Source organism: Streptomyces diacarni (assembly GCF_003323715.1).
Taxonomy (GTDB): Bacteria; Actinomycetota; Actinomycetes; order Streptomycetales; family Streptomycetaceae; genus Streptomyces; species Streptomyces diacarni.
The window spans coordinates 27,468-49,752 of sequence record NZ_QOIN01000026.1 but is presented as its reverse complement, the minus strand read 5'-3'; the positions used below and the strand labels follow the sequence as shown (position 1 = coordinate 49,752).

The 22,285-nt window shown below is 70.9% G+C and carries 16 protein-coding genes and 1 tRNA gene; 7 read left to right on the top strand and 10 right to left on the bottom strand.

Translation table 11 applies throughout. The features are described from left to right. Nucleotides 1-69: 69 nt before the first annotated feature. From DTL70_RS02680 to DTL70_RS02670, 3 genes are all read right to left on the bottom strand, one after another. A complete protein-coding gene (locus DTL70_RS02680; RefSeq protein ID WP_114020197.1) occupies nt 70-285 on the bottom strand; it encodes a DUF397 domain-containing protein in 216 nt (71 codons plus the stop codon). 194 nt (nt 286-479) lie between these two features. Further along, nucleotides 480-1,340 (bottom strand): helix-turn-helix domain-containing protein, encoded by an 861-nt coding sequence (locus DTL70_RS02675; RefSeq protein ID WP_114020196.1) that lies wholly within the window; start codon nt 1,338-1,340, stop codon nt 480-482. Nucleotides 1,341-1,834: 494 nt separating this feature from the next. Further along, nucleotides 1,835-2,605 carry a GOLPH3/VPS74 family protein gene (locus DTL70_RS02670; protein ID WP_114020195.1) on the bottom strand — a complete coding sequence of 257 codons (771 nt, stop codon included), beginning with the start codon at nt 2,603-2,605 and terminating at the stop codon, nt 1,835-1,837. A 195-nt stretch (nt 2,606-2,800) separates the two neighbouring features. On the opposite strand from DTL70_RS02670, the gene DTL70_RS02665 reads away from it, so the two are divergent. Then, complete coding sequence (locus tag DTL70_RS02665; RefSeq protein WP_245978936.1) at nt 2,801-5,881, top strand: serine hydrolase; 3,081 nt, start codon at nt 2,801-2,803, stop codon at nt 5,879-5,881. A 715-nt stretch (nt 5,882-6,596) separates the two neighbouring features. Then, nucleotides 6,597-8,381 (top strand): MFS transporter, encoded by a 1,785-nt coding sequence (locus tag DTL70_RS02660; RefSeq protein ID WP_342776439.1) that lies wholly within the window; start codon nt 6,597-6,599, stop codon nt 8,379-8,381. A 23-nt stretch (nt 8,382-8,404) separates the two neighbouring features. On the opposite strand, the gene DTL70_RS02655 is transcribed toward DTL70_RS02660, so the two are convergent. From DTL70_RS02655 to DTL70_RS02640, 4 genes are all read right to left on the bottom strand, one after another. Next, nucleotides 8,405-8,809, bottom strand: a complete 405-nt coding sequence (locus tag DTL70_RS02655; protein ID WP_114020192.1) for a VOC family protein — start codon at nt 8,807-8,809, stop codon at nt 8,405-8,407. A 188-nt stretch (nt 8,810-8,997) separates the two neighbouring features. After that, a complete protein-coding gene (locus DTL70_RS02650; RefSeq protein WP_114020191.1) occupies nt 8,998-10,239 on the bottom strand; it encodes an FAD-dependent monooxygenase in 1,242 nt (413 codons plus the stop codon). Then, complete coding sequence (locus tag DTL70_RS02645; RefSeq protein WP_114020190.1) at nt 10,236-10,850, bottom strand: TetR/AcrR family transcriptional regulator; 615 nt, start codon at nt 10,848-10,850, stop codon at nt 10,236-10,238. Before DTL70_RS02645 ends, DTL70_RS02650 begins: the two co-directional genes overlap by 4 nt. 730 nt (nt 10,851-11,580) lie before the next feature. Then, on the bottom strand, nt 11,581-12,126 hold the full coding sequence (locus tag DTL70_RS02640; RefSeq protein WP_114020189.1) for a flavoprotein: 546 nt from the start codon (nt 12,124-12,126) through the stop codon (nt 11,581-11,583). Between the two features lie 203 nt (nt 12,127-12,329). On the opposite strand from DTL70_RS02640, the gene DTL70_RS02635 reads away from it, so the two are divergent. The 3 genes from DTL70_RS02635 to DTL70_RS02620 all read left to right on the top strand — a co-directional run bounded on the left by DTL70_RS02635 (nt 12,330) and on the right by DTL70_RS02620 (nt 15,892). Next, a complete protein-coding gene (locus tag DTL70_RS02635) occupies nt 12,330-13,577 on the top strand; it encodes a helix-turn-helix domain-containing protein (RefSeq protein WP_114020188.1) in 1,248 nt (415 codons plus the stop codon). 322 nt (nt 13,578-13,899) lie between these two features. Beyond that, nucleotides 13,900-14,319, top strand: coding sequence for a hypothetical protein (locus DTL70_RS02630; RefSeq protein WP_114020187.1), 420 nt, complete (start codon nt 13,900-13,902; stop codon nt 14,317-14,319). Between the two features lie 766 nt (nt 14,320-15,085). Next, entirely contained in the window at nt 15,086-15,892 is an 807-nt protein-coding gene (locus tag DTL70_RS02620; RefSeq protein ID WP_281278647.1) for a helix-turn-helix domain-containing protein, read from the top strand. A 142-nt stretch (nt 15,893-16,034) separates the two neighbouring features. Here DTL70_RS02620 and DTL70_RS02615 read toward each other — a convergent pair whose 3' ends face one another. The 3 genes from DTL70_RS02615 to DTL70_RS02605 all read right to left on the bottom strand — a co-directional run bounded on the left by DTL70_RS02615 (nt 16,035) and on the right by DTL70_RS02605 (nt 19,184). Then, complete coding sequence (locus tag DTL70_RS02615; protein ID WP_114020184.1) at nt 16,035-16,838, bottom strand: hypothetical protein; 804 nt, start codon at nt 16,836-16,838, stop codon at nt 16,035-16,037. A 319-nt stretch (nt 16,839-17,157) separates the two neighbouring features. Next, nucleotides 17,158-17,230: transfer RNA gene (locus DTL70_RS02610), tRNA-Arg, on the bottom strand. 82 nt (nt 17,231-17,312) lie between these two features. Then, nucleotides 17,313-19,184 carry a glycoside hydrolase family 3 protein gene (locus DTL70_RS02605; RefSeq protein ID WP_114020183.1) on the bottom strand — a complete coding sequence of 624 codons (1,872 nt, stop codon included), beginning with the start codon at nt 19,182-19,184 and terminating at the stop codon, nt 17,313-17,315. Nucleotides 19,185-19,613: 429 nt separating this feature from the next. Between DTL70_RS02605 and DTL70_RS02600 the strand changes: the two genes are divergently transcribed. After that, nucleotides 19,614-20,291 (top strand): TetR/AcrR family transcriptional regulator, encoded by a 678-nt coding sequence (locus DTL70_RS02600; protein ID WP_114020182.1) that lies wholly within the window; start codon nt 19,614-19,616, stop codon nt 20,289-20,291. 290 nt (nt 20,292-20,581) lie between these two features. Continuing rightward, nucleotides 20,582-22,150: an MFS transporter gene (locus tag DTL70_RS02595; protein ID WP_114020181.1), complete on the top strand. Its 1,569-nt coding sequence runs from the start codon at nt 20,582-20,584 to the stop codon at nt 22,148-22,150. The last annotated feature ends 135 nt before the right edge of the window (nt 22,151-22,285 follow it).

Genomic DNA, 22,285 nt, shown 5'->3' with positions numbered 1-22,285 from the left:
CGCTTCGACGCCACCTCAGGCGCGTCGGGGGGCGCCACGTCGTACGCGGTGTGGCACCCGGCCCCGGCCTCAGTCCAGACCGGCGCCGAGCTCCCCACCGCTCACGCGGAAGACGAACGCGTCCCAGGCCGCAGAGCGGAAGCTGAGAGCGGGGCCCTGCGGCTCCTTCGAGTCACGCACGGCGATCGAGCACACCGCCGGCGACTTCACCTCGACACAGGCGCCGTTCCCCGTCGAGTAGCTGGACTTGGTCCACGTGTGGGTCTTTCCCTGCTGAATGGCCATATCTGCTCCGGTTGTTCCGAGTTTTTCCTGACGTGCGAACGACATTACGCGGCGGTTCGGGCGCACGAAGGGGCCGTTCACTCAACCGGATGGCATATTCCAGGCTGGTCTTCACATCGCGACGGGCCGCGGTGTAGCCTCCCCCGGTTTCCCGGCATGCCTTGTTGGCACATGCCGGAAGCCGGGGGTGGGCGTCAGCCGCGGGCGTACTCCTTGGCGACCTTCTCGATGAACTCCCGTGTCTGGTCCGGATTGAGCGCCTGCGCCCGCAGGTGCTCGTACATGACGCTGTACTTCTGGACGTCGTTCGCCTTCTCCAGATAGAGGTCGCTGGTGACGCCCTCCAGGTAGATGACGGTCGAATCCGAGGCGTCGGGGAACTCCAAAATCGCGTACTGACCGTTGACGCCCGGATGCGCGCCCATCGAGAACGGCATGACCTGGAGCGTCACATGGGGGCGCTGGGACATCTCGTTGAGGTACTCGAGCTGCTCGGCCATCGTGTGCTTGCCGCCCACCTCGCGGCGGAGCACCGACTCGTCCAGCACGGCCCACAGCCGCAGCGGATTGCGCTCGTCCCTGATCCGGTCCTGGCGGCGCAACCGCACCTGCACGCGACGCTCGATGTCCGCCGCCGTGGCCTCCGGCAGCGCTCCCGCGACGACGGCTTCCGCGTACGGATGCGTCTGCAACAGCCCCGGGACCACCTGGGGTTCGTAGACACGCAGTGAGGCGGCGTCCGTCTCCAGCCCGATGTAGACGCTGTACGGAATGTCACCGAACGCGTGCCACCAACCCTGCTGGCGCGACTCCTTCGCCATCTGCATCAGGGAGTCGACTATCCGGCGGTCCTCGACCTCGTAGACCTCGCACAGGTCACGCACGTCCCGCTGGCTGATGCTCCGTCTTCCGTTCTCCAGCCTGCTGATCTTCGACTGGGAGACCAGCAGCCGGTCCGCGACCTCCTCGGCCGTCATACCGCGCTGCTCACGCAGCCGGCGCAGCTCCTGGCCCAGTCGGCGACGCCGGACTGTGGGGTTGACGTTCGACGCCACGGGACCGCACCTCCGTGTAAGTACGACTACTCCCAGTAGGTTGCCATCAACATGTGCGTCCCCGCTGGGAAATGGCAACAGAGAGTGCGGACCTGAGCACGGAAGCGGTGAGTTCGCCGCCTGCACGGCTCGCCCTGGTGCGGTGCCGCGCGGTGTATCTGCGGCGTTGACGCGCTGTCCGTACGAACGCGCTGTCCGTACGAACGCGTTGCTCGTATGGGCGGTCTGCTCGGACGGGCGCGCTGCCCGGACGGGCGCGCTGCTCGGACGGGCGTGACGTCCGGGCGAGGTGATTCCTGGCCGGGTGGGACCGTGCGCCGGGGGAACTTTTCCTCGGGCGGAACCGCCCGCCCGTGGTGGTGCGCGCCGCCTCCCGGGGGCGCGTCCGTACGGGCAGACCGCTTCCGTGCCGGGCGAGCAGTGCTCTCGCCCGGCACGGCCGTGTGTCCGTACGGACGCGCCGTGTCCGAGAACAGCGTCCGGCGCGCCCTCGCTCAGCGAGCTCCCGCGCGGACCATTCCGCCCGCCAGATGCCGCGCCTGCTCCGGTACGTGGCGAGCCGGGGGTGCCGCGGACGCCGTGGCACGTGCCGGAGAGCGGCCCGGCGGTGCACCGCCCGCCGGCGCCCGTCGGGGCTGGGCGCCGGCGCCGTTCTGCACGTCCATCACCGCGTGCGCGACGAGACCGCCCATCGGGTCGTGCCTGATCAGATCCCGTAGCCGGGAGCGGCACGACCGCCCCTCGTTGCCTGGATAGAGGTGCTTGCCGAGGCCGACCGCGTGGGCCAGCGCGGCGAGCGCCGCCGTCCGTGGGTCCGGTGGGACCCCGGTACGGATCGCGGCGTCCAGGCGGGCCCTGATCTCCCTGCTGATCGCCGTGTCCGTCGCCTGGTAGCGCGTCGTCGGCAGCACTCCGCACATTTGGCCGGAAACGGCATGCACCATGCCGCACCGTTCCAGATGTGTGAGATAGGTTTGGCGCAACCCCAACCGGGGCCCGCCGATCCAGTGGACGGCGCGCACCGGGCTGCCGCGCCTGCGCAGCAGTTCCAGTGCGGAGTCCAGTGTCGGATCTCCGGTCGGCCGTGGCAGCACCACGGCGATACGATCCCCATCCGGGGCTATCCGTCCTGCCAGAGCCAGCTCCACTAGCTGGGCCCCGGCCAGGCCGAGGTCGAGCGACTGCGGCTGCGCCGTGGTACCCGTGGCCGGGTCCAGAGCGAGCAGCAGAAGCTCCTCAGGAATTGTTCTGCGGCTCCTGCCCATCCATGCCTCCCCGCGTGGATGAATGACAGGGTGACCCCTCTCACAATGGTCTGTCGAGAGTGCCTGGACGTTATGGGCGGGAACCAGTAGGTATGTCGTTCTCGTCTGCCGCTTGGGGTGGCTGTTGTGGCCGCCTCTTGGAGGAGCGTCGCCACGCCGGTGGCGGCTTCTGTGCACGGGACACTGTTAACTGGTATGGCGAGCGGCGAGCAGCAGCATCAGGAGGCATCGGTGGCGGGCGAATCCCCCGACAGGTCGGAGCGGGAGAGGTCGTCGGGGGAGACGACGGGGAGCGGGGGCACGGTTGCGCGCCCCGGCGAGACGGCCGAAAACGAACGGTTGAGCAGCTCCGGAGCTGCGAAGGGCACGGGAGTCGCGGCCGAGGACGGTACCGCGGACGCGCAGTCGGGCGGGGCGTCTTCCAAGATCCCGGCTCCGACGACCCCGGACGAGGAGGCCCCGACGACGGACGGGGCCGCCGAGGGCCCCGAGGGCGAGGGCTCCGGCGGTACTGACGGCGTCGACGGCCAGGACGACGGCGAGGGCCGTGACGGCCGTGACAGCGGCGCGAGCCGTGACGGTCAGGGCGAGCGGGCAGGCACCGGCGACGCGGGCGACGAGCGGCTGAAGTCCGCCGTGGCGGCCTGGGTCGCGGGTGATTCCAGCCACCCCGAGGAGTCCGAGGGCTCCGATGGCGCGCACTCGTCCGAGGCGGCCGGAGGGCTGCAAGAGAGTGGTCAGGCGAACGACGGCGGAGCGGACGATCGTGCCGCCGCCTCGGACCTCCCCGTCCGGCCCAAGGCGGCGGAGGCCGACAAGGCGGTGGACAAGACGGCGGCGACACACGGCGCGGCTGCAGGAGAAGATGCCGGATCGAAGAAGAGTTCCGACGCTCCAGGGAAGTCCGACGGAGGCGGCCGGCCGGACGCGCCGACCGCGATGTTCGACGTTCTGCACCGTGACGACGCGAACGCCGCCAAGGACAGCGACACGGCAGCGGCGGACCGCGCCGAGCGGTTGACCTCGGCGTTCTTCGGTGCTTCAAAGCGAGCGAAGGAAGACGGGGACGCCGAAGGGGGCGAGGAGGCCGCCAACGGTGCCGAGGGCGTGCAGGCCGACGGTGACGCGAAGCCCGCCGACGGTGACGCGAAGCCCGCCAATGGTGCCGAGGGAGGCGGTGCGGCGAAGCCCGCCGTCGACCAGCCGACGGCGATTTTCCGTGCGCCCGATGTCGAGCGGGCCGGGTCTCCGAAGGCGGGGCAGGAAGAGGCCAACGGAAACCCCCGGCAGCAGGAGGGATCCGCGCAGTCCGCGCAGTCCGCGCAGTCCGCGCAGTCCGGGCAGACCGGGCAGACCGGAACATCCGAAAAGGTGGAAAAGTCCGCTCGGTCGGGAAGCTCCGGGAAAAAGGGTTCGGCCGCCCCGGAGGCCAACGGCGGCGTGGCCGACCCGCGGGCGTCCGCCCCCCGCGAGCCGGCGACGACGGACGCCACCACGGGCGCACAGGCCGCGACCGCTTCGCGCACGGCGACACAGGGCACGGGTGCACAGGGCACGGGCACCGGTGCACAGGGCACGGCCAAGACCTCCGCAGGAGGACCGTCCTCGGAGAAGTCGGCCACTGGCAAGGCGGCCACTGGCGCGCCGGACCGGTCGGCCGAGGACGGTCGCAACGGTGGCGAGTCGGACGCGGAGCGGACCAGCCAGTTCATTCCGCTCCGGACCACCGACGGGCCGCGCACGCCGGCCAAGCCGCTGCCACCCGCCGCGTCGTCCTCCGCGGCGCCCACAGCGCCGCGTAAGCCGTCCTCTCCCCCGTCCGGGGCTCCGACCGTCAACCCGTGGTCGTCGGCGCCCCAGCGTCCCGCAGAGGCGCCGGGAGCGCCCCCGCACGCTCCAGGCGGGGCGGGGACGCCGAGCGCTGCGGAGAGCGAGCCGGAGCGCACGCGGCAGCAGCCGATGCCGGGCACCCCGGAGGCGGAGGCTGCCGGGCAGCAGAACCAGCAGCCGCTGGACCTGCTGGCCCAGCTGACGAACACGCCGCCGCCCCCCGAGACGCCGCTGCGTACGGCTGCCCGACGGGTGAAGATCTGGACGCCGCTGGTGCTGCTGCTCGCGGTCGTCTTCGTCGTCGTCCAGTCCGTGCGTTCGGTGCCGGACCCCGAGCTGTCGCTGACGGCGTCGCGGACCTACACGTTCGAGGGCTCCAAGCCGTCCATGCCGTGGCCCTCCGAGGGGCAGGCCGTGATCGACGTGCAGGGCCTGGGCTCGTTCGGCTCGTACGGCGAGCAGAAGCCCGTGCCGATCGCCAGCGTCGCCAAGGTGATGACCGCCTACGTGATCCTCCGCGACCACCCGGTCAAGAAGGGCAGCAAGGGCGCGATGATCCCGGTCGACAAGAAGGCCGAGAAGGAGGCGGGTCTCAGCGCGCAGAACGAGTCGACGGTCGAGGTCGACGCGGGCGAGAAGATCTCGCAGCGCGAGGCGCTCAACGCGATAATGATCGCGTCAGCGAACAACGTGGCGCGACTGCTCGGGCGCTGGGACGCGGGGTCGGAGAAGGCGTTCGTGAAGAAGATGAACGCCGCGGCCAAGGACCTCGGCATGACCAACTCGCACTACACCGACCCCAGCGGTCTCACGGCGTCCACCGTCAGCACCGCCGCCGACCAGGTGAAGCTGGCCAAGAAGGTCATGCAGTACCCGATCTTCCGCGAGGTCGTGCGCCAGCCGCTGTACGTGGACGGCAACGGCAAGACGCAGCGCAACTGGAACAGGCTCGTCCCGATGGACGGCGTCCGCGGTATCAAGACCGGCACGACCACCAAGGCGGGCGGCAACCTGGTCTTCGCGGCGGAGAAGGAGATCGGCGGCACCAAGCAGCTGATCATCGGCGCGATGCTGGGCCAGTACAAGCCCTCGATCCTGGACACCGTTCTCGCTTCCAGCAAGAAGCTGATCGACGCGGCGCAGGACTCGCTCACCTCGCGGACGGTGGTCAAGAAGGGCGAGGTCGTCGGCTACGTGGACGATCAGCTCGGCGGCAAGACGCCGGTGGTGGCCACCGAGGACGTGAAGGCCGTCGGCTGGTCGGGTCTGAAGGTCGAGCTGGGCCTGACCGACGGCGGCAAGACCATTCCGCACGAGGCCGAGGCCGGAACCAAGGTCGGTACGCTGACCGCGGGTGACGGTCCCGGGCAGGTGAAGGTTCCGGTCGCCCTGCAGGACGATCTGTCCGAACCCGGGTTCGGGGACAAGCTGACGCGTGTCGGCTGACGTTCCACTGAACCATTCCGGTGCTCCGCGGCGTCCCCCGTTCCAGCCGGTGCGCCCGGCTCACCAACGTGTCCGCGCTCCCCGCGGCGGGAAAGCCCGGGGAGCGCGCGGGGCGACGGGGAGTGCTCGGGCGGCGTCCGGTAACGTCATGCGGATCTGAGCCGCACATCCGTACGGGGAGGATGGGGGAGAGAGCGCAGTGGCCACTGTGCACCCACCGCGGCCGCCGGAGTCGGAGCCTGACACCGGCGCCGACGAGATAGCCGGAAATCCGGGCGTGGACGACGCCGCGGATGCCGTTCGCACACCCGTTCCCGGGCAACGCCCACGATGGGAACCGTCCGGCGATGCCGGAGAGTCCTCCGGAGGTCCCGGAGAGTCGTCCGAAGGTGCGGGAGAGTCGCCCGGACAGGCCGGGCAGCCGTCCGGTCAGGCGGCTCCCGCCGACGACGGAGACGCGGACGACGGCGGAGCCCCCGCAGCCGAGGAGCCCCTACCGACCTGTGCGGACGCCCCCGCTGGGAACGCCCCGACGGAGGACGTCCCGGGGGACGGTGTGCGGACGGAGGCCGCGTCCGGGGAGGGCGCTCGGACGGAGGGCGTCTCGGCGGACGGCTCCGATGGTTCCGACCGTGCCGCCGGCGCCGGCGGCTCCGACGGCGGAAGTGCCGCCGGGGCCGGCCGCCGGCACGCGTTGCGTCTGTGGGCCCTGCGCGTGCGGAGTGGGCCGGCGCGGGGCGACGGGGAGAAGGCGTCTGCCAGGCCGGCGTTCGTCGTCGGGGCCGCGCTGGCCGCCGGGGCGCTGCTGCATCTGGTGTGGCTGTGGTTCCTCGCCAGCGGTGGCGGGGATTTGGCGGCACAGGACGCCTGGGCCGAGTTCGCGGGCGAGCACCCGGGCTCCGCGTACAACCTCGCCTGGTACGGGGGGCTGCACCCCGTCTCCTACAGCGTCATCTCGCCCTACCTGATGGCCGTCCTCGGCGTGCGGTCGACTCTCATGGTCTCCGGGGTGCTCTCGGCCGGACTGCTGTCCCTGCTGCTGGCCCGGACGGTGCCCAAGCCGCTGGTGCCCTCTTTGTGGGGTGCGTTCGCGTTCGCGTGCAACGCGGCGTCCGGCCGGGTCACCTTCGCGCTGGGGGTCCTCTTCGGGCTCGGCGCGGTCGCGGTCGTCTGGACGTGGCCCGCGCGTTGGCGCGGAGGGCGCGCGAGCCGCCCCGCCCGGTATCTGCGGGCCGCACTCGCCATCGTGCTGGCCGCGCTGGCCACCGCTGCCAGCCCCGTGGCGGGCCTCTTCCTCGAAGTGGTCGCGGCCTCCCTGCTGCTGGCCCGCAGGCCGGCCGCGATGTTCGCGATCGCCGTTCCGCCGCCCTTGGTGGTGGCGTTCTCCGCGCTGCTCTTCCCGTTCACGGGCGTGCAGCCGATGCCGTTCGTGTCGTTGATCTTTCCGGTCCTCGGCGCTGTCGCGGTGACGCTGCTGATGCCCAAGACGTGGACGGCCGTCCGCGTCGGCGGCGCCATCTACACCCTCGGCATCGTTGCGACCTGGGCGATTCCCTCGCAGGTCGGGTCCAACGTCGAACGACTCGGGCTGTTGTTCGGCGCGGTGGCGCTGCTGGCCGCCGTTCCGCTCGTGGTGGGGCACGGCTGGCAGCCGTGGAAGTCGCGCAAGGGCCTGGCGATGGCCCTGGCGCTACTGGTGACCATGGGCTGGCAGATCGCCAAGCCCACCTGGGACGTCCTGCACACGACGCCCGACACCAACTGGTCGCGGGAGCTGGAGCCGCTGGTCGCCCAGTTGCAGAAGGTCGACGCGGACCGTGCCCGGGTGGAGGTCGTGCCTGTCAACAGTCACCGGGAGGCTTCGGCCCTGGCGCCGTACGTCAATCTCGCGCGCGGCTGGAACCGTCAGGCCGACCTGGAGCGCAATCCCCTCTTCTACGAGGAGGACCTCAGCCCCGAGCGTTACCACGCGTGGCTGCGCCGCTGGGCGGTGCACTACGTCGTGCTGCCGGCCGACCCGCCCGACATCGCGGGCGGCGTCGCCGAAGCCAAGCTGGTGGGGGAGGGACAGCCGTACCTGAAGGAGATCTGGTCGGACGACAGCTGGCGCCTCTTCCGCGTCAACGACGCCGTGCCGCTGGTGGACTCATCAGCCTCCGTCGAGCGCGCCGACGCGGAGAGCGTGACGGTGCGGGTCAAGGAGAGCGGACGGGTGCTGGTGCGGGTGCCGTACTCACCGTGGCTCGGTCTCGTCGACGGGGACGGCGACCGGGTGGCGCCACCCGCGCGCGAGGAGGAGAACGTCAACGGTTGCCTGCGGGAGGCCGAACCGACGTTCGGCGGTCCGCCGCCGGAGGGCAAGGACGAGCCGGTCCTGGACACGTGGACGGTGCTGGACGCCCCCCGGCCCGGCGTCTACCACATCGCGGCTCCCTACAAGCTGCCGCGCGGCACCCCGTGCCCGGACGACGAGCGGGAAACCGAGGACAGGAAGAACTGACGTCCTCGGCCCCACCCGGCGGCTCACCCTTCGAGAGCCGCCGGGTCCATCCACATGGCCTCCCAGATGTGCCCGTCCGGGTCGGTGAAAGAACGCCCGTACATCGGGCCCTCCGCCTGCGGCTCCCCGTGCGCGTCCCCGCCGGCTGCCACCGCGCTGTCCACCAGCGCGTCCACCTCCTCGCGGGTGTCGGCCGACAGGCAGACCAGCACCTCGCTCGTCCGCGCCGGGTCGGGGATCTCGCGCTTGGAGAAGGACTGGAAGAACGGTTCGACGAGGAGCATCACGAAGATGTCGTCGCTGACGACCATGCAGGTGGCGTTCTCGTCGGTGAACTGGGGGTTGAAGGAGAAGCCGCACTTGGTGAAGAAGTCGACGCTGCGGTTCAGGTCCTTCACCGGGAGGTTGACGAAGATCTTCCGGGACATGACTGCCTCTTCTCGGTGGCTCCGCAGGGTCGTGCGCGACGGAGCGGTCGGTTGTCGCGGAGCGTTTTCTCGCCTTCGGCGGGAGACGCTTCCCCGAAAGGGCACGCCTGTGGGACGAGCGCCTCAGGGACATGCTCCGCTGGTCCGGTGTGGTGTACGTGAAGGCAGACCGGGCCCGAACGGGAAACTCATCGCGATGGCGCGGACGTGTTGCGTCCCTTCCGCCGGTCGTCCGCTCCCGCCTGGGTCAGCGACGCCAGTTCCGCGGGTTTGCCGCTGACCGCGGCCGCGATGAGCCGGTCCACGCCCGGCAGCCCCGACAGTCGCATGGCGCCCCGGCGGACCCGCAGCAACGCCGCGCTCTCGGGCAGGAACCAGCGGGCTCCCTGGCGGGCCACCCGCTGCTTCTCCTCGGCGACCGGACGCCACAGACGCTCGTACCGCTCCAGGCCCGCGCGGACGTCTCCCCGGGCCTCGGACAGCGCCGTGGCGAGCACGTGGGCGCCGGCGATGCCCAGCGAGGCACCTTGGCCCGCCAGCAGGGAGACCGCGTAACAGGCGTCACCGACCAGCACCGTCCTTCCGGTGCTCCAGCGGGGCAGTACGGTCTGCGCCACGTGGTCGTAGTAGATCTCCGCGGAGGGCGGGCAGGCCGCCAGCGCCCGGGGCGCCACCCAGCCGAGCGTTCCGTACGTCTCCCGTAGAGCACTCCTGGTGTCGTCGGGAAGCGGGGCGGAGGGATCGGTGACCCGGTGGACGGCGAAGGCCGCGACCTTCCCGCCACGCAGGGCGTAGAAACCCATCTGACGTCCCACGGTGTCCGTAAGACAGAACCGTCCCGCCACCTGCTCGCGCACCTGAGGGTCGTCGAAAACGAAGGCGGCGGTGTGGAAACCGAGGTGACGGAGACTCTGCTCGTCGCTGCCCTCCCGGCCGAAGACGAGAGAGCGCACCGTGGAATGGATGCCGTCCGCACCCACCAGCAGATCTGCCTCGCGCACGGTGCCGTCGTCGAGGGTGACCCGCACACCGTCCGGCCCCTCGTCGAGGCCGGTCACGCTCGTGCCGTACCGCAGCGTCACCTCGCCCGGCAGGCTTTCGCGCAGGGCCAGTTCGAGGTCCGGACGCATGATGCTCAGCAGCGCGCCGCCCGCGACCGCGGAGAACTGCGCGTAGTCGAGCCCCGCCCGGCGACGGCCCCTCTCGTCCACGAAGGCGGCCTCGTGAACCGTGTAGCCCAGCTCGCGCAGGCGCGGCAGCAGCCCCATCGCCTCGGCGGCCTCGTAGCCGGGACCGAAGAAATCGATCATGTATCCCTGGGAGCGCGGCCCGGAGGCGCGCTCGACCACCTCGCTGCGCCAGCCGTGCGCGGCGAGCCGATGGGCGAGCGCCAACCCGGCGATGCCCGCTCCGCAGATGACGGCCTTCACGGGTTTGCCCTCCTCGGTGTCGTGGAAGCGTCGATGCCCGGATCGGTCAGGAGGCGGCGCAGCACGGGAGAGACAGCTCCGGACGCCGGCTCGGGGACTGCGGTGCGGTGCAACATGAGCCCGTCGAGTGCCGCCAACAGCACCGCGGCGGTCTCCTGCGGGCGAGGCACGCCGTGGTCGTCCAGCCGTCCGGCCAGCTCCTCGCGTGCGGTCGAGATGATCGCGGCCACACCGCGCATCAGTTCCTCGTCGCGGGTGGCCGCCAGGTACGTCTCGATGAACAGCAGCGAGGTCGGATCGGTGCCCGGGTACGTGTCGAGCGCCCCCAGGACGCCTTCCAGCGCCTCTTCCGGCGTGGCGGCAGCCGCCAGCATCGCCGTCATCTCCTGGGTCAGCGCCTCTATCGTGCCGAGGGCGGCCTGGGTGAGCAGCGCTCCGAGGGACGCGAAGTGGTAGTGGACGAGCCCGGGGCCGACCTGGGCGCGTTCGGCGACCGCACGGGTGCTGACGCCCGACCAGCCCCGCTCCGCGATCAATGCGGCACCGGCGCGCAGCAGTCGCTGCCGTACCTCACGTCCCCGGTCGGCGGCGGTGACGGGTGGTGGTGGCACGGAATCTCCCTCACTGACGCGGCGCTGAGGTGCGCCGGGTGCATAGCGGATCGGTGCCCGGCCGCCCGGTCCGAGTGAGCGCCGTGCGTCGGGGCGTTCGCTCGGACCGGACGCTTCCGGGTGACGTACACAGGTCAGTCGCCTTGGGCGTATGCCCAAGCCGTCTGTCCAAGAGGGTAGCGCCTGTCGCGGCGTGCCGCAGGTTTCCCAGGTCGAGGCGGTGACGGCTCGGTCCAGGGCGAGGCTCCGGGCCCTTCGGTCCCCGGAGCGCGCCTTCCGCGTTCTCCGGCCTTGCTGCGACGCATGCGCTTCCCGCGCTTCCCACGCTTCCCGCGCTTCCCGCGCTTCCCGCGCTTCCGTGTCTCTCCGCGGTCTTCCCGCGACCTCAGAGGTCTCCGTGCGCCGAACGCGCAGGAGCGGGCCACCTGTCACGCTTCGGCCGGGTGGAGGTCGGCGGCTGCGCGGGAGCGGGGGCCTGCCGCGCCGGGGACCGGCGGCGCACCGGGCCGAGCGGTGATCTGCCAGGCGCACCGGACCGGCCCAGCCCTCGGGCAGGGGTCAGGACAGAACTTAGGAGCGGTCCTCGGAGCGGCCGTCGGGCCGGCCCTCGTCGGTCAGAGGGTGGAGCCTCCGGCCGATAACGCTCGACGCGGCCACCGGAAACGCTCGACGGGGCCGCCGGGAACGCTCGACGGGGCCGCCGATAACGCTCGACGTGGCCGGGGCCGGGTCAGGTCTCGGCGACGGCCTGGTTCACGGCCTCCAGGGCGAGCTCCCACGGGAACGCGCCGGGACGGCCCTGGCCCGGAGGATTGGGAACGAAACCGCCCTCCCCGTAAAGCACCCGCACACCGGCACCCCGCAGGACCTCCAGGGAACGGGCGAACTGGGGGTGCCTGGCGTAAGCGGCGTTCACGCACGGCATCGTCACCAAAGGGATGCCCTTGCCGATCGCCTCGGCGGCGAAACCGACGACGAACTTGTCCGTGAGACCGAGCGCCCACTGGTTGACGGTGTTGAACGTTGCGGGTGCCACCAGCGCCACCGTTGCGGGCGGCCAGACGTCGGGTCCTCCGGGCAGCTTGTAACGGGAGCGCACGGGGTGGCCGGAACGGTGCTCCAGGGAGGGCAGTTGGCCGTCGAGCCAGTGCGCCGCGGTCGGCGTGAGGCCCAGGCACACGTCCCAGCCCGCCCGCCGGGCGTCCCGGACGACATCGGCGACCCGCAGGACGGGAGGCGCGGCGCAGGCGAGCAGGTACAGGACGCGTGAGGCCATGGAGGCATCCCACCATGAACTCCCGGAGCGCACCGTTGGCGCCCTCTTCGCCCCTTCCGCCGACTCGTCCGCCTCTCTCACATCCCGTCCCACCGGCGCAACTTCACGGAACTCGATCGAGTGGTGCTCCCGGTCGCGATCCGGTGCACCACGCCGCCGTGCGTACCGTGCCGGGGCATCGGGAAAGTCGAACGGAGTCGCGGATGCGCGGGCTGAAGGAAGAACACGCGGGCGTCCGTATCGCCCATCAACGCAAACTGGCCGGACTGACCCAGCGTGGTCTGGCCGCCCAGATCCCCTATTCCTACAGCCTGTTACGACAGGTCGAGGAAGGCCGCAAGAACGCGTCACCCGACCTGATCTCGGCGGTGGCGCGGCTGCTGCGGATCGACGTCACCGTGCTGACCGGACAGCCCTACGTCACCGAGCTCCAGCAGGACAGGCTCGCCGCCCTGATCCGGCCCATCCGTGAGTCCCTGGACCTCTACGACCTCGAAGACGGGTTCGTGCACTCCCCGGGGACTGACGGGAATGGGGGCAGAGACGGCGACGGGAGCGGCGGAAACGACGTCCGTCCCGCCGAACTCGCCTCCCGTGCGGACGACCTGTGCCGCATGGTGCGTGCCACTCAACTGAGCAAGGCGGGCAACGCGCTCCCCGCCTTCATCGCGGAAGTCACCTCCGCCGCCCACCGGGCGCCTAGTGCGGCGCTCTGGCAGACACTCGGTTCCGCCTACCGCACGGCGCACGACATCGCCACCAAGCTCGGTTTCTACGACCTGGCGACCATCGCACTCGACCGGCTCGGCTGGGCCGCCGAACGCGGCTCCGACCCGCGGCTGGCCGCCGTACGCCAGTACATGCGCGCGCTGACCTACTTCCGTGAGGGCGAGCACACAGTAGGGCTGCGCCTCATCGAAGCGGGCCACAGAGCCCTCTCGGAAACCGACAGCACTCAGCGGGAAGCGCGGGAGACCCTCGTCGTGCGGGGCCAGCTGCACCTGGGGGCGAGCGTCATCGCGGCCCGCGCGCACGACGCGAACGCCGTCGAGGGCCATCTGCGCGAGGCCGCCTCGTACGCGCAGCGCACCGGCGAGGCCTCGCGGGTCCACTGGCTCAGCTTCGGGCCGGCCAACGTCACCGTGCACGAGGTCTCAGCACAGGTGGAGATGCGGCGCTACGGGAAGGCGCTGGAGAAGTCCCGGCAGGTGAACCTGCCGCACGGCTGGCCCATGTCGCGCCGCGCCCATTTCTACGTCGACCGCGCCCGCGCCGAGATGGAGACGGGGCGCTGCGACGCCGCACTGGAATCCGTCATGACGGCACGCAAACTGGCCCCTGAGCAGACGCGCTACCATCCCGGCGCCCGCGAGACCATCAACGGGCTGGTGGCGCAGCGCCGCCGCACCCCCGACTCGTTGGACAACATGGCCGCCTGGCTGGGCCTGTGAAGCACACACACACGCGAAGACGGGGCCATCGGGCAAGCCTGCGGCGGAACTCAGGGCGAGATGACTACGGTGCGCGATCAAAGTGTCACTCATCGGTGACATTTCTTCCGTCATCCTCGCGGCAGGCTGATCCCGTCACGACACCGAGGGGCGCTGCCGGAGTGACGACTGTCGGCGCCTCGAGGGTCGGCGGAGCCACGGTTCGGCGCCCTCGGGCGCCTAGCCGTACTCCGAGTGCCGTCGGCGCGCGACGAGCGCGCGTTGCGCACGACGCACAGGACGTACACGACGCACTGGACGCGCAGGACGCACAGGAGAAGCCGTGACCGTATGGTGGCCGCTGCCGAAGGGCCTGGATGCCGTGCTGTTACCCGCGGGGGAGTGGTGGGACGCCGTAAGGGTCCCCTCCTACCTGGGAGAGGGCGTACTGGCACGGCTCGGCCCCTCCTCCGGAGCCGTCATCCGTGACCCCTACGGCAGCAGGCTCTACTGGCTCATCGAGCCGGACACCGCCCGCGACTGGTCCTTCAACGAGTTCGCCGCCGTCCAAGTCCTCGGGACCGCGAGCTGGGTGACCGTACCGCCCAGCAGCCGCCTGCACCCTCCGGGCCCCCACTGGGCTGTCCCCTGCACCCCAGCGGCGTCCCTGACCCCCGCCGCCGCCCTCCACGCGGCCCTGCACTCGACGATCCTCCACAACCTCGGCCCCCGGGAGAGCACGCGCGCACGGGGCGCGGGATGAGGCCGGCCCCGACCCCGCTCCCACGGCCGTTACCCCGGCCGAACGAAACGCACGTGCGGTTTCCGCTCCGCCGCACGCCGGGACCCGCGCGTGCGTCAGCCACGACGCGAAACAGCCACCGTCGTCACGGCGAGTACGACGCACCCCCAAGCCGCTCCCCGCAGCCCGAGACGGAGCATCCCGGCCGTGAACGCCTCCGCTGCACACGGGGACCCGGCGGCAGTGCCGAAGGCGGCGACGCCGAGGGCGGTTCCCGTCTGCCGGGCCGCGTTGCCGGCCCCACTGACGAGCCCCGAACGGCACGCGGACACCGCGCCCACCGCGACCGCGACCACAGCGCCCGTGAAGAGCCCCGCCGCATCGACGACAGCCACGTCGAGCCACGCCAGGGACATTCCGGCACACATCACGCCGAGAACCCACCGGGACCGGTCCACCGGGGGAGAGCCCTCCTGAGCACCGCCTGGCAGACGCACCGTCCTCCCCGACCGCACCCTGACCGCCGGACACTTCCATCCAGCCCGAAGTGTCCTCACCTCACACCCGCTCCATGACGACGGCCAACAACCACCCCCCACCGCGGCGCCCCACCGTGCCTACGCGCCCTCCGACTCCACCGCCGGAAGGGAAGCCCTGCACGCGCTCCCCGGAAGACGAACTCGCCACGCACCGTTGTGACGACGCCCCGTCCACGCCGTCGCCCTGCGGCGACACTCCCGCGTCCCCACCCACCCGCAGCAGTGGCGTCCGCGCCACCCACTGCGGCATCCGTACGCCCGAATCCGCGCCCCGCGGTGAGGCGGATCCGGCCACCGCGGCGGCCCTGTTCGCCGACCCGGCCCGTGCCCGAGCCCTGATGGCCCTGGCGGACGGCAGGTCGCTCCCTGCCTCCGTACTGGCCGACGAGGCGGGCGTCTCCGCGCAGACGGCGAGCGCGCACCTGGCGAAACTGCGCGAAGGGGGCCTGGTGACGGTGGAGAAGTCGGGCAGGCACCGCTACTACCGCCTCACCGGCCCGGAGGTCGCCACAGCGCTGGAAGCTCTCACAGCGCTCGCCTTGCCCCGCCCGGCCCGCTCCCTGCGCGCTCACCCCCGCGCAACAGCGCTGCGCCGGGCACGGACCTGCTACGACCACCTCGCGGGAGACCTGGGCGTCCAGGTGACCGCAGCACTGGTCGCGGCCGACGCCCTGCACCCCGCCGACGCCATCCCCGACACCCACCGCCGTCCCCACGACCCTCTCTCCGCCCCGCTCCCCGCCCACCCCTACGAACTGGGAACCACCGCCAAGGAGGTGTTCGCCTGTCTGGGCGTCGATCTCTCGGAAACGGCCACCCCGTCCTGCCCCACTCGACGTCCCTTGCTGCGGTTCTGTCTGGACTGGACGGAGCAGCGTCACCATCTGGCGGGCCGCCTGGGAGCTGCCCTTCTCACAGCGCTCCTCACCCAACGGTGGCTGACCCCGGGCCGCCGCCCCAGAGCTCTCGTTCTCACGCCCGAAGGAGCACGCCATCTCGCGGCAGCCCTCCCCCTGCCCGGGAACCTCACCCAGGAGCACGACGACCAGTCGTAACCCCCTTCGCGCACGACCGCCCACGACCCGAGGAGCGCCGAAGAAGTCACCGGACACCGAGAAAGCGCCAGTTCCGCACTCGAGCCGATGCGCGCACCCGCCGGGTCCCTGCCCACGCGGGTGCACGCACCGGGCGAACGCGTCAGCCCAGCTTGGCCTCCTGCGCTTCGATGACGGCGGTCGGCTGCTCGAACGCCTCACCCCGGGTGATCGCCGCGATGTTGAAGGACGAGAACCCTGCCAGAGTGGTGCCCTGCCGGAAGACGACGACCTTGGTGTCGGCAGCGGTACCGTCCTGCTTCGTCCCCACGGTCCACGCCACGGCGTCCTCACCCGCGGAGAGCTTTTCCACGCTGATCTTGGTGACCTGCTGCTTGTCTCCGTCGGCCGTCATGGCGAAGCCCCCGGCGCACTTCTTACCTGCCTTCCGCAGCGTCGCAAGGGCCTGCTCGGCGCCGTCGGCGTCGTAGGACCACAGGGAGGTCAGCGTCTTGGTGATGTCGAGTGAGTCGAGCATCGCCTCCTCCGCCTCGCCCTCCTTCATGTCCGCCATCTCGTCCGTGGAGGGCAGGTCCTTCTTGGCGGTATCGGCCTCATGGACCACGAGTCGCTGGACACGTGCCGTCGGCTCACCAGCCGGCAGGGCCGACAACACCTGGGCGACGGGCTTGCACTCGGCCCTCTCGGCAGAGACGGAGCCGGGCTCGAACACGTCTTTCTTGCCCGGTTTTTTGACCTCGTGGTCTTTGACATCGCCCTCGGCGACGACGCGCTTCTCCAACTCGCCGGCCGTGAGCGCCTTCGCCACCGGCTTCTTGGCCCCCGCGTCGCCGCGCGCCTCCTTGCCCCCACCGCTCTCTGCGTCGCCACCGCATCCGGTGACCAAAAGCGCGACGGAGACCGCGGAAGCGGTCAGGACGGTACGGCGTATGGCAGCGACTCGCACTGTGCGTCTCCCTGTGCTGTTGTTCCTGCGCTGGGCGCAGATCGTGCAAGCAAGACCAGCGTGACCGCGGCACGGTTGTGCGCTAAACCAAACCGACCGTAAATCGAGATCCGCCCGGCCGAACGGTGCTCCCTCACGCGTGACCAGCACAACCACCACCTGCCGAGCGCAGCCGGGCCTCGCGGATCCACCAGCCGTGTAGGGGACGCCCCCGGAGAGGAGCGCTCGCAGCCGCCCACCGGGAGGGACCCCGCTGCGACGCCGACCGCACAAAGGGCCGGCCCAGCGAAACGCTCCGCTGAACCGGCCCTTTCCCGTGTGCCCCCGGCAGGATTCGAACCTGCGACACCCGCTTTAGGAGAGCGGTGCTCTATCCCCTGAGCTACGGAGGCGTGCGGAGTGGTGATCCGCGGCGCCTAGCCTAGCGGATGGGGGAGCGGCGTCGGCAACGTCGTTCGGCGTGGGTGGCCCGGGTCAGTAGTGGAGGCCGTGGCCGAAGGGGTAGAGGGGGCGGTCGGGGGAGTCGAGGTGGGGGATGGTGACGGGGAGCTTGCCGTGGGGGCGGGTCTCGCCGTAGAGGACGCGGGCCAGGGCCGTCATGGAGGGGGCGGTGTAGGAGTAGGTCGCCAGGTAGGCGGGGATGCCGGGGAAGCGGCGGATGTCGTAGGGGAGGCGCACGCCGGCGACGATGACGCGTCTCCCTGTGGTGACGAGGGACTCGATCAGCTTCGCCTGGGCGGCCCCGCCCTCCTTGCCCGCTGCGGCCGCGTTGGCGAGTACGACGGTGACGTCGTGGGTGCGCGCGGCCTCCGTGGCCTGGGCGATCGTGGCGGAGTTCGGTGCGGTCCCGGTCTCCAGGGTGGTTGTCCGCTGGCCGCGCCGGGTGCCGATCGCGCGGGCGAGATCGGCGAGGGGAGAGGTGCCCCAGCCGGCGACCAGGACCGTGCTGGAGGAGCTGGGCAGGGGAAGGGCGCCGCTCTCGTTGCGGAGCAGGGTGATCGACCGTTCGGTGATCTCGCGCGCCCGCGCCCTGTGCCCTCTGCTGCCGACTGTCCGCGCGGCGCGTCGTTCGCTCACGTACGGCAGCGGGAACAGGCGGCGGCGCAACTTGTGCTCCACAATCCGCCGCACCGACGCGTCCAGTCGTTCTTCACTGACCTTGCCCGACCGTACGGCGGCGCGTACGGCGCCGAAGGCGGTGTCGAGCTGAGGGGCGAGGACCAGCTGGTCGCAGCCGGCCTGGAGGGCCCGCACGGGGGCGACGTCGGGAGGGAAGTCGGCGGTGGCACCGCCCATGTCGAGGGCGTCCGTGGCGATGAGCCCGTCGAACCCCAGTTCCTCGCGCAGCAGTCCGGTCACGATCGGCTGCGACATGGTCGCCGGAACCCGGGAGGGGTCGAGTGAGGGGACGACGATGTGGGCCGTCATGATCGTGTCGACTCCGTGCCTGATGGCGGCCCGGAACGGTGGCAGATCGATGCGGTCCAGCTCTTCGCGCGTGTGTGTGATCTCCGGAAGCCCCGTGTGGCTGTCGACATCGGTGTCCCCGTGGCCGGGGAAGTGCTTGGCCGCGCTGGCGACACCACCGTGGTGGTATCCACGGACGGCCGTGGAGACGAACTCGACGCACAGATCCGTGTCCGAGCCGAACGAGCGCACGCCGATGACCGGGTTCTCCGGGTTGATGTTGACATCCGCGACCGGCGCGTAGTTCTGGTTGATGCCGACGGCGGCGAGTTCGTCGGCGATGATGTCGGCGCTGTCGTAGGCGTCACGCGTGGACCGGGTCGCGGCCAGCGCCATGTTGCCGGGGAGCTGGGTGGCGGGCTCCAGCATCCGGTAGACGACGCTGCCTCCCTCCTGGTCGATGGAGACCAGGAGGGGTACGCGGGCGCCGCCCCGCACGGCCGCCCGCTGCAGCCCGTTGGACAGCCGCGCGATCTGGCGCGGCTCACGGACGTTGTCCGGGCCCCGACGCGCGTCGAAGTAGATGACGCCGCCCGGACGGTACTTCTCGATCACCTCTGCGGGGGTCGAGACTCCGTAGAGTTCGCGGTTCCTGGCGTGCTCGGTCTCCGCCCTCTGCCCGTAGATCTCGACGACGAACAGCTGCCCGATCTTCTCCTCGAGGCTCATGCGGCGCAGCAGGGCCGCCGCGCGGGCGCGGACGGCGGACGACGATCCGTGCGGCGAGGATCCGGCGGCTCCCGAGTGGCCTGCGAGGCTCGCGGCCGACGAGGCAGTCGTCGACGCCGCCGATGCCGAGGGGGCCGTGGCACCGACTGCCGCCGCGACGCCCGCCGCGGCAGCGATGACGCGTCTGCGGGTGGTGGGCTCCTGCTGCATCGGAACGCTCCTCACGTGTGCGGGCTGGCTGCACTGAGTGCAGGGGCACTGGTGGGATGTGCACGGGGTGCATGTGGGGGACACCGCTGGACGCGGCAGCACATCGTCGCAGCGTGGAGGCCATCTGGACCAGACGCCGCGCGGAACTTCATGGGTCCAGTCCAGTGGCGTCCGGTGCTGCGGCGAAGGTCTTGCCCCCTCCCTGTCTTCCTCCCGTCCGTGCCGCGCCGTCGAGACGAGGCAACCAAGTGATGCGCGTCACAAGGGTCAGGGAAATAACCGGGGATCGCGTCCCCGTTTACATCAGCGTCTCCGGCAAACGGGGAATCAGTCCCCGTATCGGGGACTCCGCCTCACCCGCGGGTGCCACCGCACCAGCGGGATCGCGTTCGACGGCACCGGCCGTCCCGGAAGGAGCGAGGAACCAGGATGGGCAGCCCCACCGCCACCACGAAGTGCCCGGGCACCGAGCGCGTTGCCGGCGGCGCCGCGCACAGGGGGCGTGCTGATGCCGCACGTAACCGGGAGCGCATCCTGGCGGCTGCCCGCGAGGCGTTCGTCATCCACGGTGCGGACGCGTCCCTGGACGAAATCGCTCGCACGGCCGGGGTCGGCAATGCGACCCTCTACCGGCACTTCCCCGACCGGGACGACCTCGTACACGGTGTGATGCACGCCGTGACCGAGCGGATCGCGACCCGCGCACAGCAGGCGCTGACCGAGGAGGAGAACCCCTTCGAGGCCTTGCGTAGCTTCGTGTTCGCCGCAGTGGAGGAGCGCATCGGCGCGCTCTGTCCGATGCTCTCCGGCCGTTTCGATTCCACGGAGCCGCAGTGCCTCGCTGCGCGTAAGCGGGTGGAAGGGCTCACGGAGGAGCTGATCCGGCGCGCCCAGCGGGCGGGAGAGGTGCGGACCGACATCGACGTCGGCGACGTCATGGTCGCGCTCGGCCAGCTCACCCGACCTCTGCCGGGGGTCGGCTGCGGGCGGCTCGAGCGCTTCGTCGAACGTCACGTGCAGCTCTACATCGACGGACTGCGCGCCCCTGCCAGGTCCGAACTCCCGGGCCACGCCGCGACGCTGGAGGAGCTGCGAGAAGACCACTGATCCGCCAGGGCGACTGATCCGAGCAACACCGCTTACTTCCGCTTCCCTACCGAGTCAGTACTCCGACTTCCGACCGCCCAGACCACACCAGATCCGACCTCCGGTCTCACCGCCGCCCCACTGGCGCGCCGGTCCGTCAGCTCGCAGACGGCCGACGGCGTACGGGAAGACCGCCTCGCGGTAGCGCATTTCTTCTCTGTCCGTCACGACTGCGCAGGGGTCTCTCAGGTCTCGATCTGCTCACCCGTTCACCACGTCACCGACCGTTTTTTCGTACTCAGCACCAAGAGATGGGCACATCCATGCCAAAATCAGCCGCTCCGGCCGCCGTGCAGACCGGCCTGGACCCACGGAGATGGAAGGCCCTGGCCTTCATCGCCATCGCGCAGCTCATGGTCGTCCTCGACGCGACGATCGTGAACATCGCGCTTCCCTCGGCCCAGTCCGACCTGGGCATATCCGATGCCAACCGGCAATGGGTCATCACCGCCTACGCCCTGGCGTTCGGTGGCCTGCTGCTCTTCGGCGGCCGTATCGCCGACATGTGGGGCCGTAAGCGCGCCTTCGTGACCGGGCTCGTCGGGTTCGCGGCGGCCTCCGCTCTCGGAGGAGCCGCCACCGGCGAGGTGATGATGCTCGCGGCCCGAGCCCTGCAGGGGGCCTTCGGTGCGCTGCTCGCCCCCGCCGCTCTCTCGCTGCTTGCGGTGATGTTCACCGACGGCAAGGAGCGCGCCAAGGCGTTCGGCATTTACGGCGCCATCGCCGGAGGCGGCGGCGCCATCGGGCTGATCCTCGGCGGTGTTCTCACCGAGTACCTGGACTGGCGCTGGACCTTCTACGTCAACGTTCCGTTCGCCGTCATCGCCGCGCTCGGTGCCCTCAGCGTCATTCGGGAACCGGCCGAGACCCGCAACCGCTCCGCTCTCGACATCCCCGGGGTCTTCCTCTCCACGCTCGGTCTGGTCTCGCTCGTGTACGGGTTCACCCGGGCGGAGACGGACGGCTGGAGTGACGGCGGCACCATCGGCGTCTTCGTCGCCTCCGCCGTCCTGCTGATCGCCTTCGCGCTGGTCGAGTCCAAGGTCCGGGCACCGCTGCTGCCGCTGCGCGTGGTCACCGACCGCAACCGGGGCGGGGTCTACCTGTCGCTGGGCCTGGCGACCATCGCGATGTTCGGGCTGTTCCTGTTCCTGACCTACTACCTGCAGGTGGTCAAGGGGTACTCGCCGGTCCGTACCGGTGTGGCCTTCCTGCCGATGGTGGCCGGCATGATCACCGGGTCCACGCAGATCGGGGCGCGGCTGATGACCCGCGTTCCCTCCCGTCTCCTGATGATGCCCGGCTTCCTGGTCGCGGCGCTCGGCATGCTGTTGCTGACCCAGCTCGAGGTGGACAGCTCCTACCCCGCGTTGATTCTGCCCGCCGAGATACTGCTCGGCCTCGGGCTCGGAACGGCGTTCATGCCCGCCATGTCCCTGGCCACGCACGGTGTCCGGTCGAGCGACGCGGGTGTCGCCTCCGCGATGGTCAACACCTCGCAGCAGGTGGGAGGCGCGATCGGTACGGCTCTGCTGAACACCATCGCCGCCAGTGCCACCACCTCCTTCGTCGCCTCGCACGTCGCCGAGGCCACCAGCAAGCCGGCGCAGCAGATGCTGAAGCTGGAAGCCATGGTGCACGGCTACACCTCGGCGATCTGGTGGGCCGTGGGCATCCTGCTCGTGTCCGCAGCGATCGTCGCGGTCTTCGTGAACGCCCGTGGACAGAGCGGCTCGGCTTCCGCCGCCCCGTCCGAGGGCGAGGCCGCGGGTGACAGCCCTGACGGCGAGCCCGAGCCGGTACTGGTCGCGATGCACTGACCGGCAGGCTGCGACTGCACGAGCCCCCTGAGGCCCCCGCACCCGGAAGAGTGCGGGGGCCTCTCCTCGTGTGCGGGGGCGGGCCGGAGTCTCCTGTGGTGTGAGGGCGTGACCACTTACGAATGCGAGGCGGTG

Bases quoted from the DNA above. Each gene is read 5' to 3' on its own strand.
- DTL70_RS02595 (WP_114020181.1), top strand. From the start codon at position 20,582: ATGGGCACATCCATGCCAAAATCAGCCGCTCCGGCCGCCGTGCAGACC.
- DTL70_RS02680 (WP_114020197.1), bottom strand. From the start codon at position 285: ATGGCCATTCAGCAGGGAAAGACCCACACGTGGACCAAGTCCAGCTAC.
- DTL70_RS02670 (WP_114020195.1), bottom strand. From the start codon at position 2,605: ATGGGCAGGAGCCGCAGAACAATTCCTGAGGAGCTTCTGCTGCTCGCT.
- DTL70_RS02600 (WP_114020182.1), top strand. From the start codon at position 19,614: ATGGGCAGCCCCACCGCCACCACGAAGTGCCCGGGCACCGAGCGCGTT.
- DTL70_RS02665 (WP_245978936.1), top strand. From the start codon at position 2,801: ATGGCGAGCGGCGAGCAGCAGCATCAGGAGGCATCGGTGGCGGGCGAA.
- DTL70_RS02605 (WP_114020183.1), bottom strand. From the start codon at position 19,184: ATGCAGCAGGAGCCCACCACCCGCAGACGCGTCATCGCTGCCGCGGCG.
- DTL70_RS02635 (WP_114020188.1), top strand. From the start codon at position 12,330: ATGCGCGGGCTGAAGGAAGAACACGCGGGCGTCCGTATCGCCCATCAA.
- DTL70_RS02640 (WP_114020189.1), bottom strand. From the start codon at position 12,126: ATGGCCTCACGCGTCCTGTACCTGCTCGCCTGCGCCGCGCCTCCCGTC.
- DTL70_RS02655 (WP_114020192.1), bottom strand. From the start codon at position 8,809: ATGTCCCGGAAGATCTTCGTCAACCTCCCGGTGAAGGACCTGAACCGC.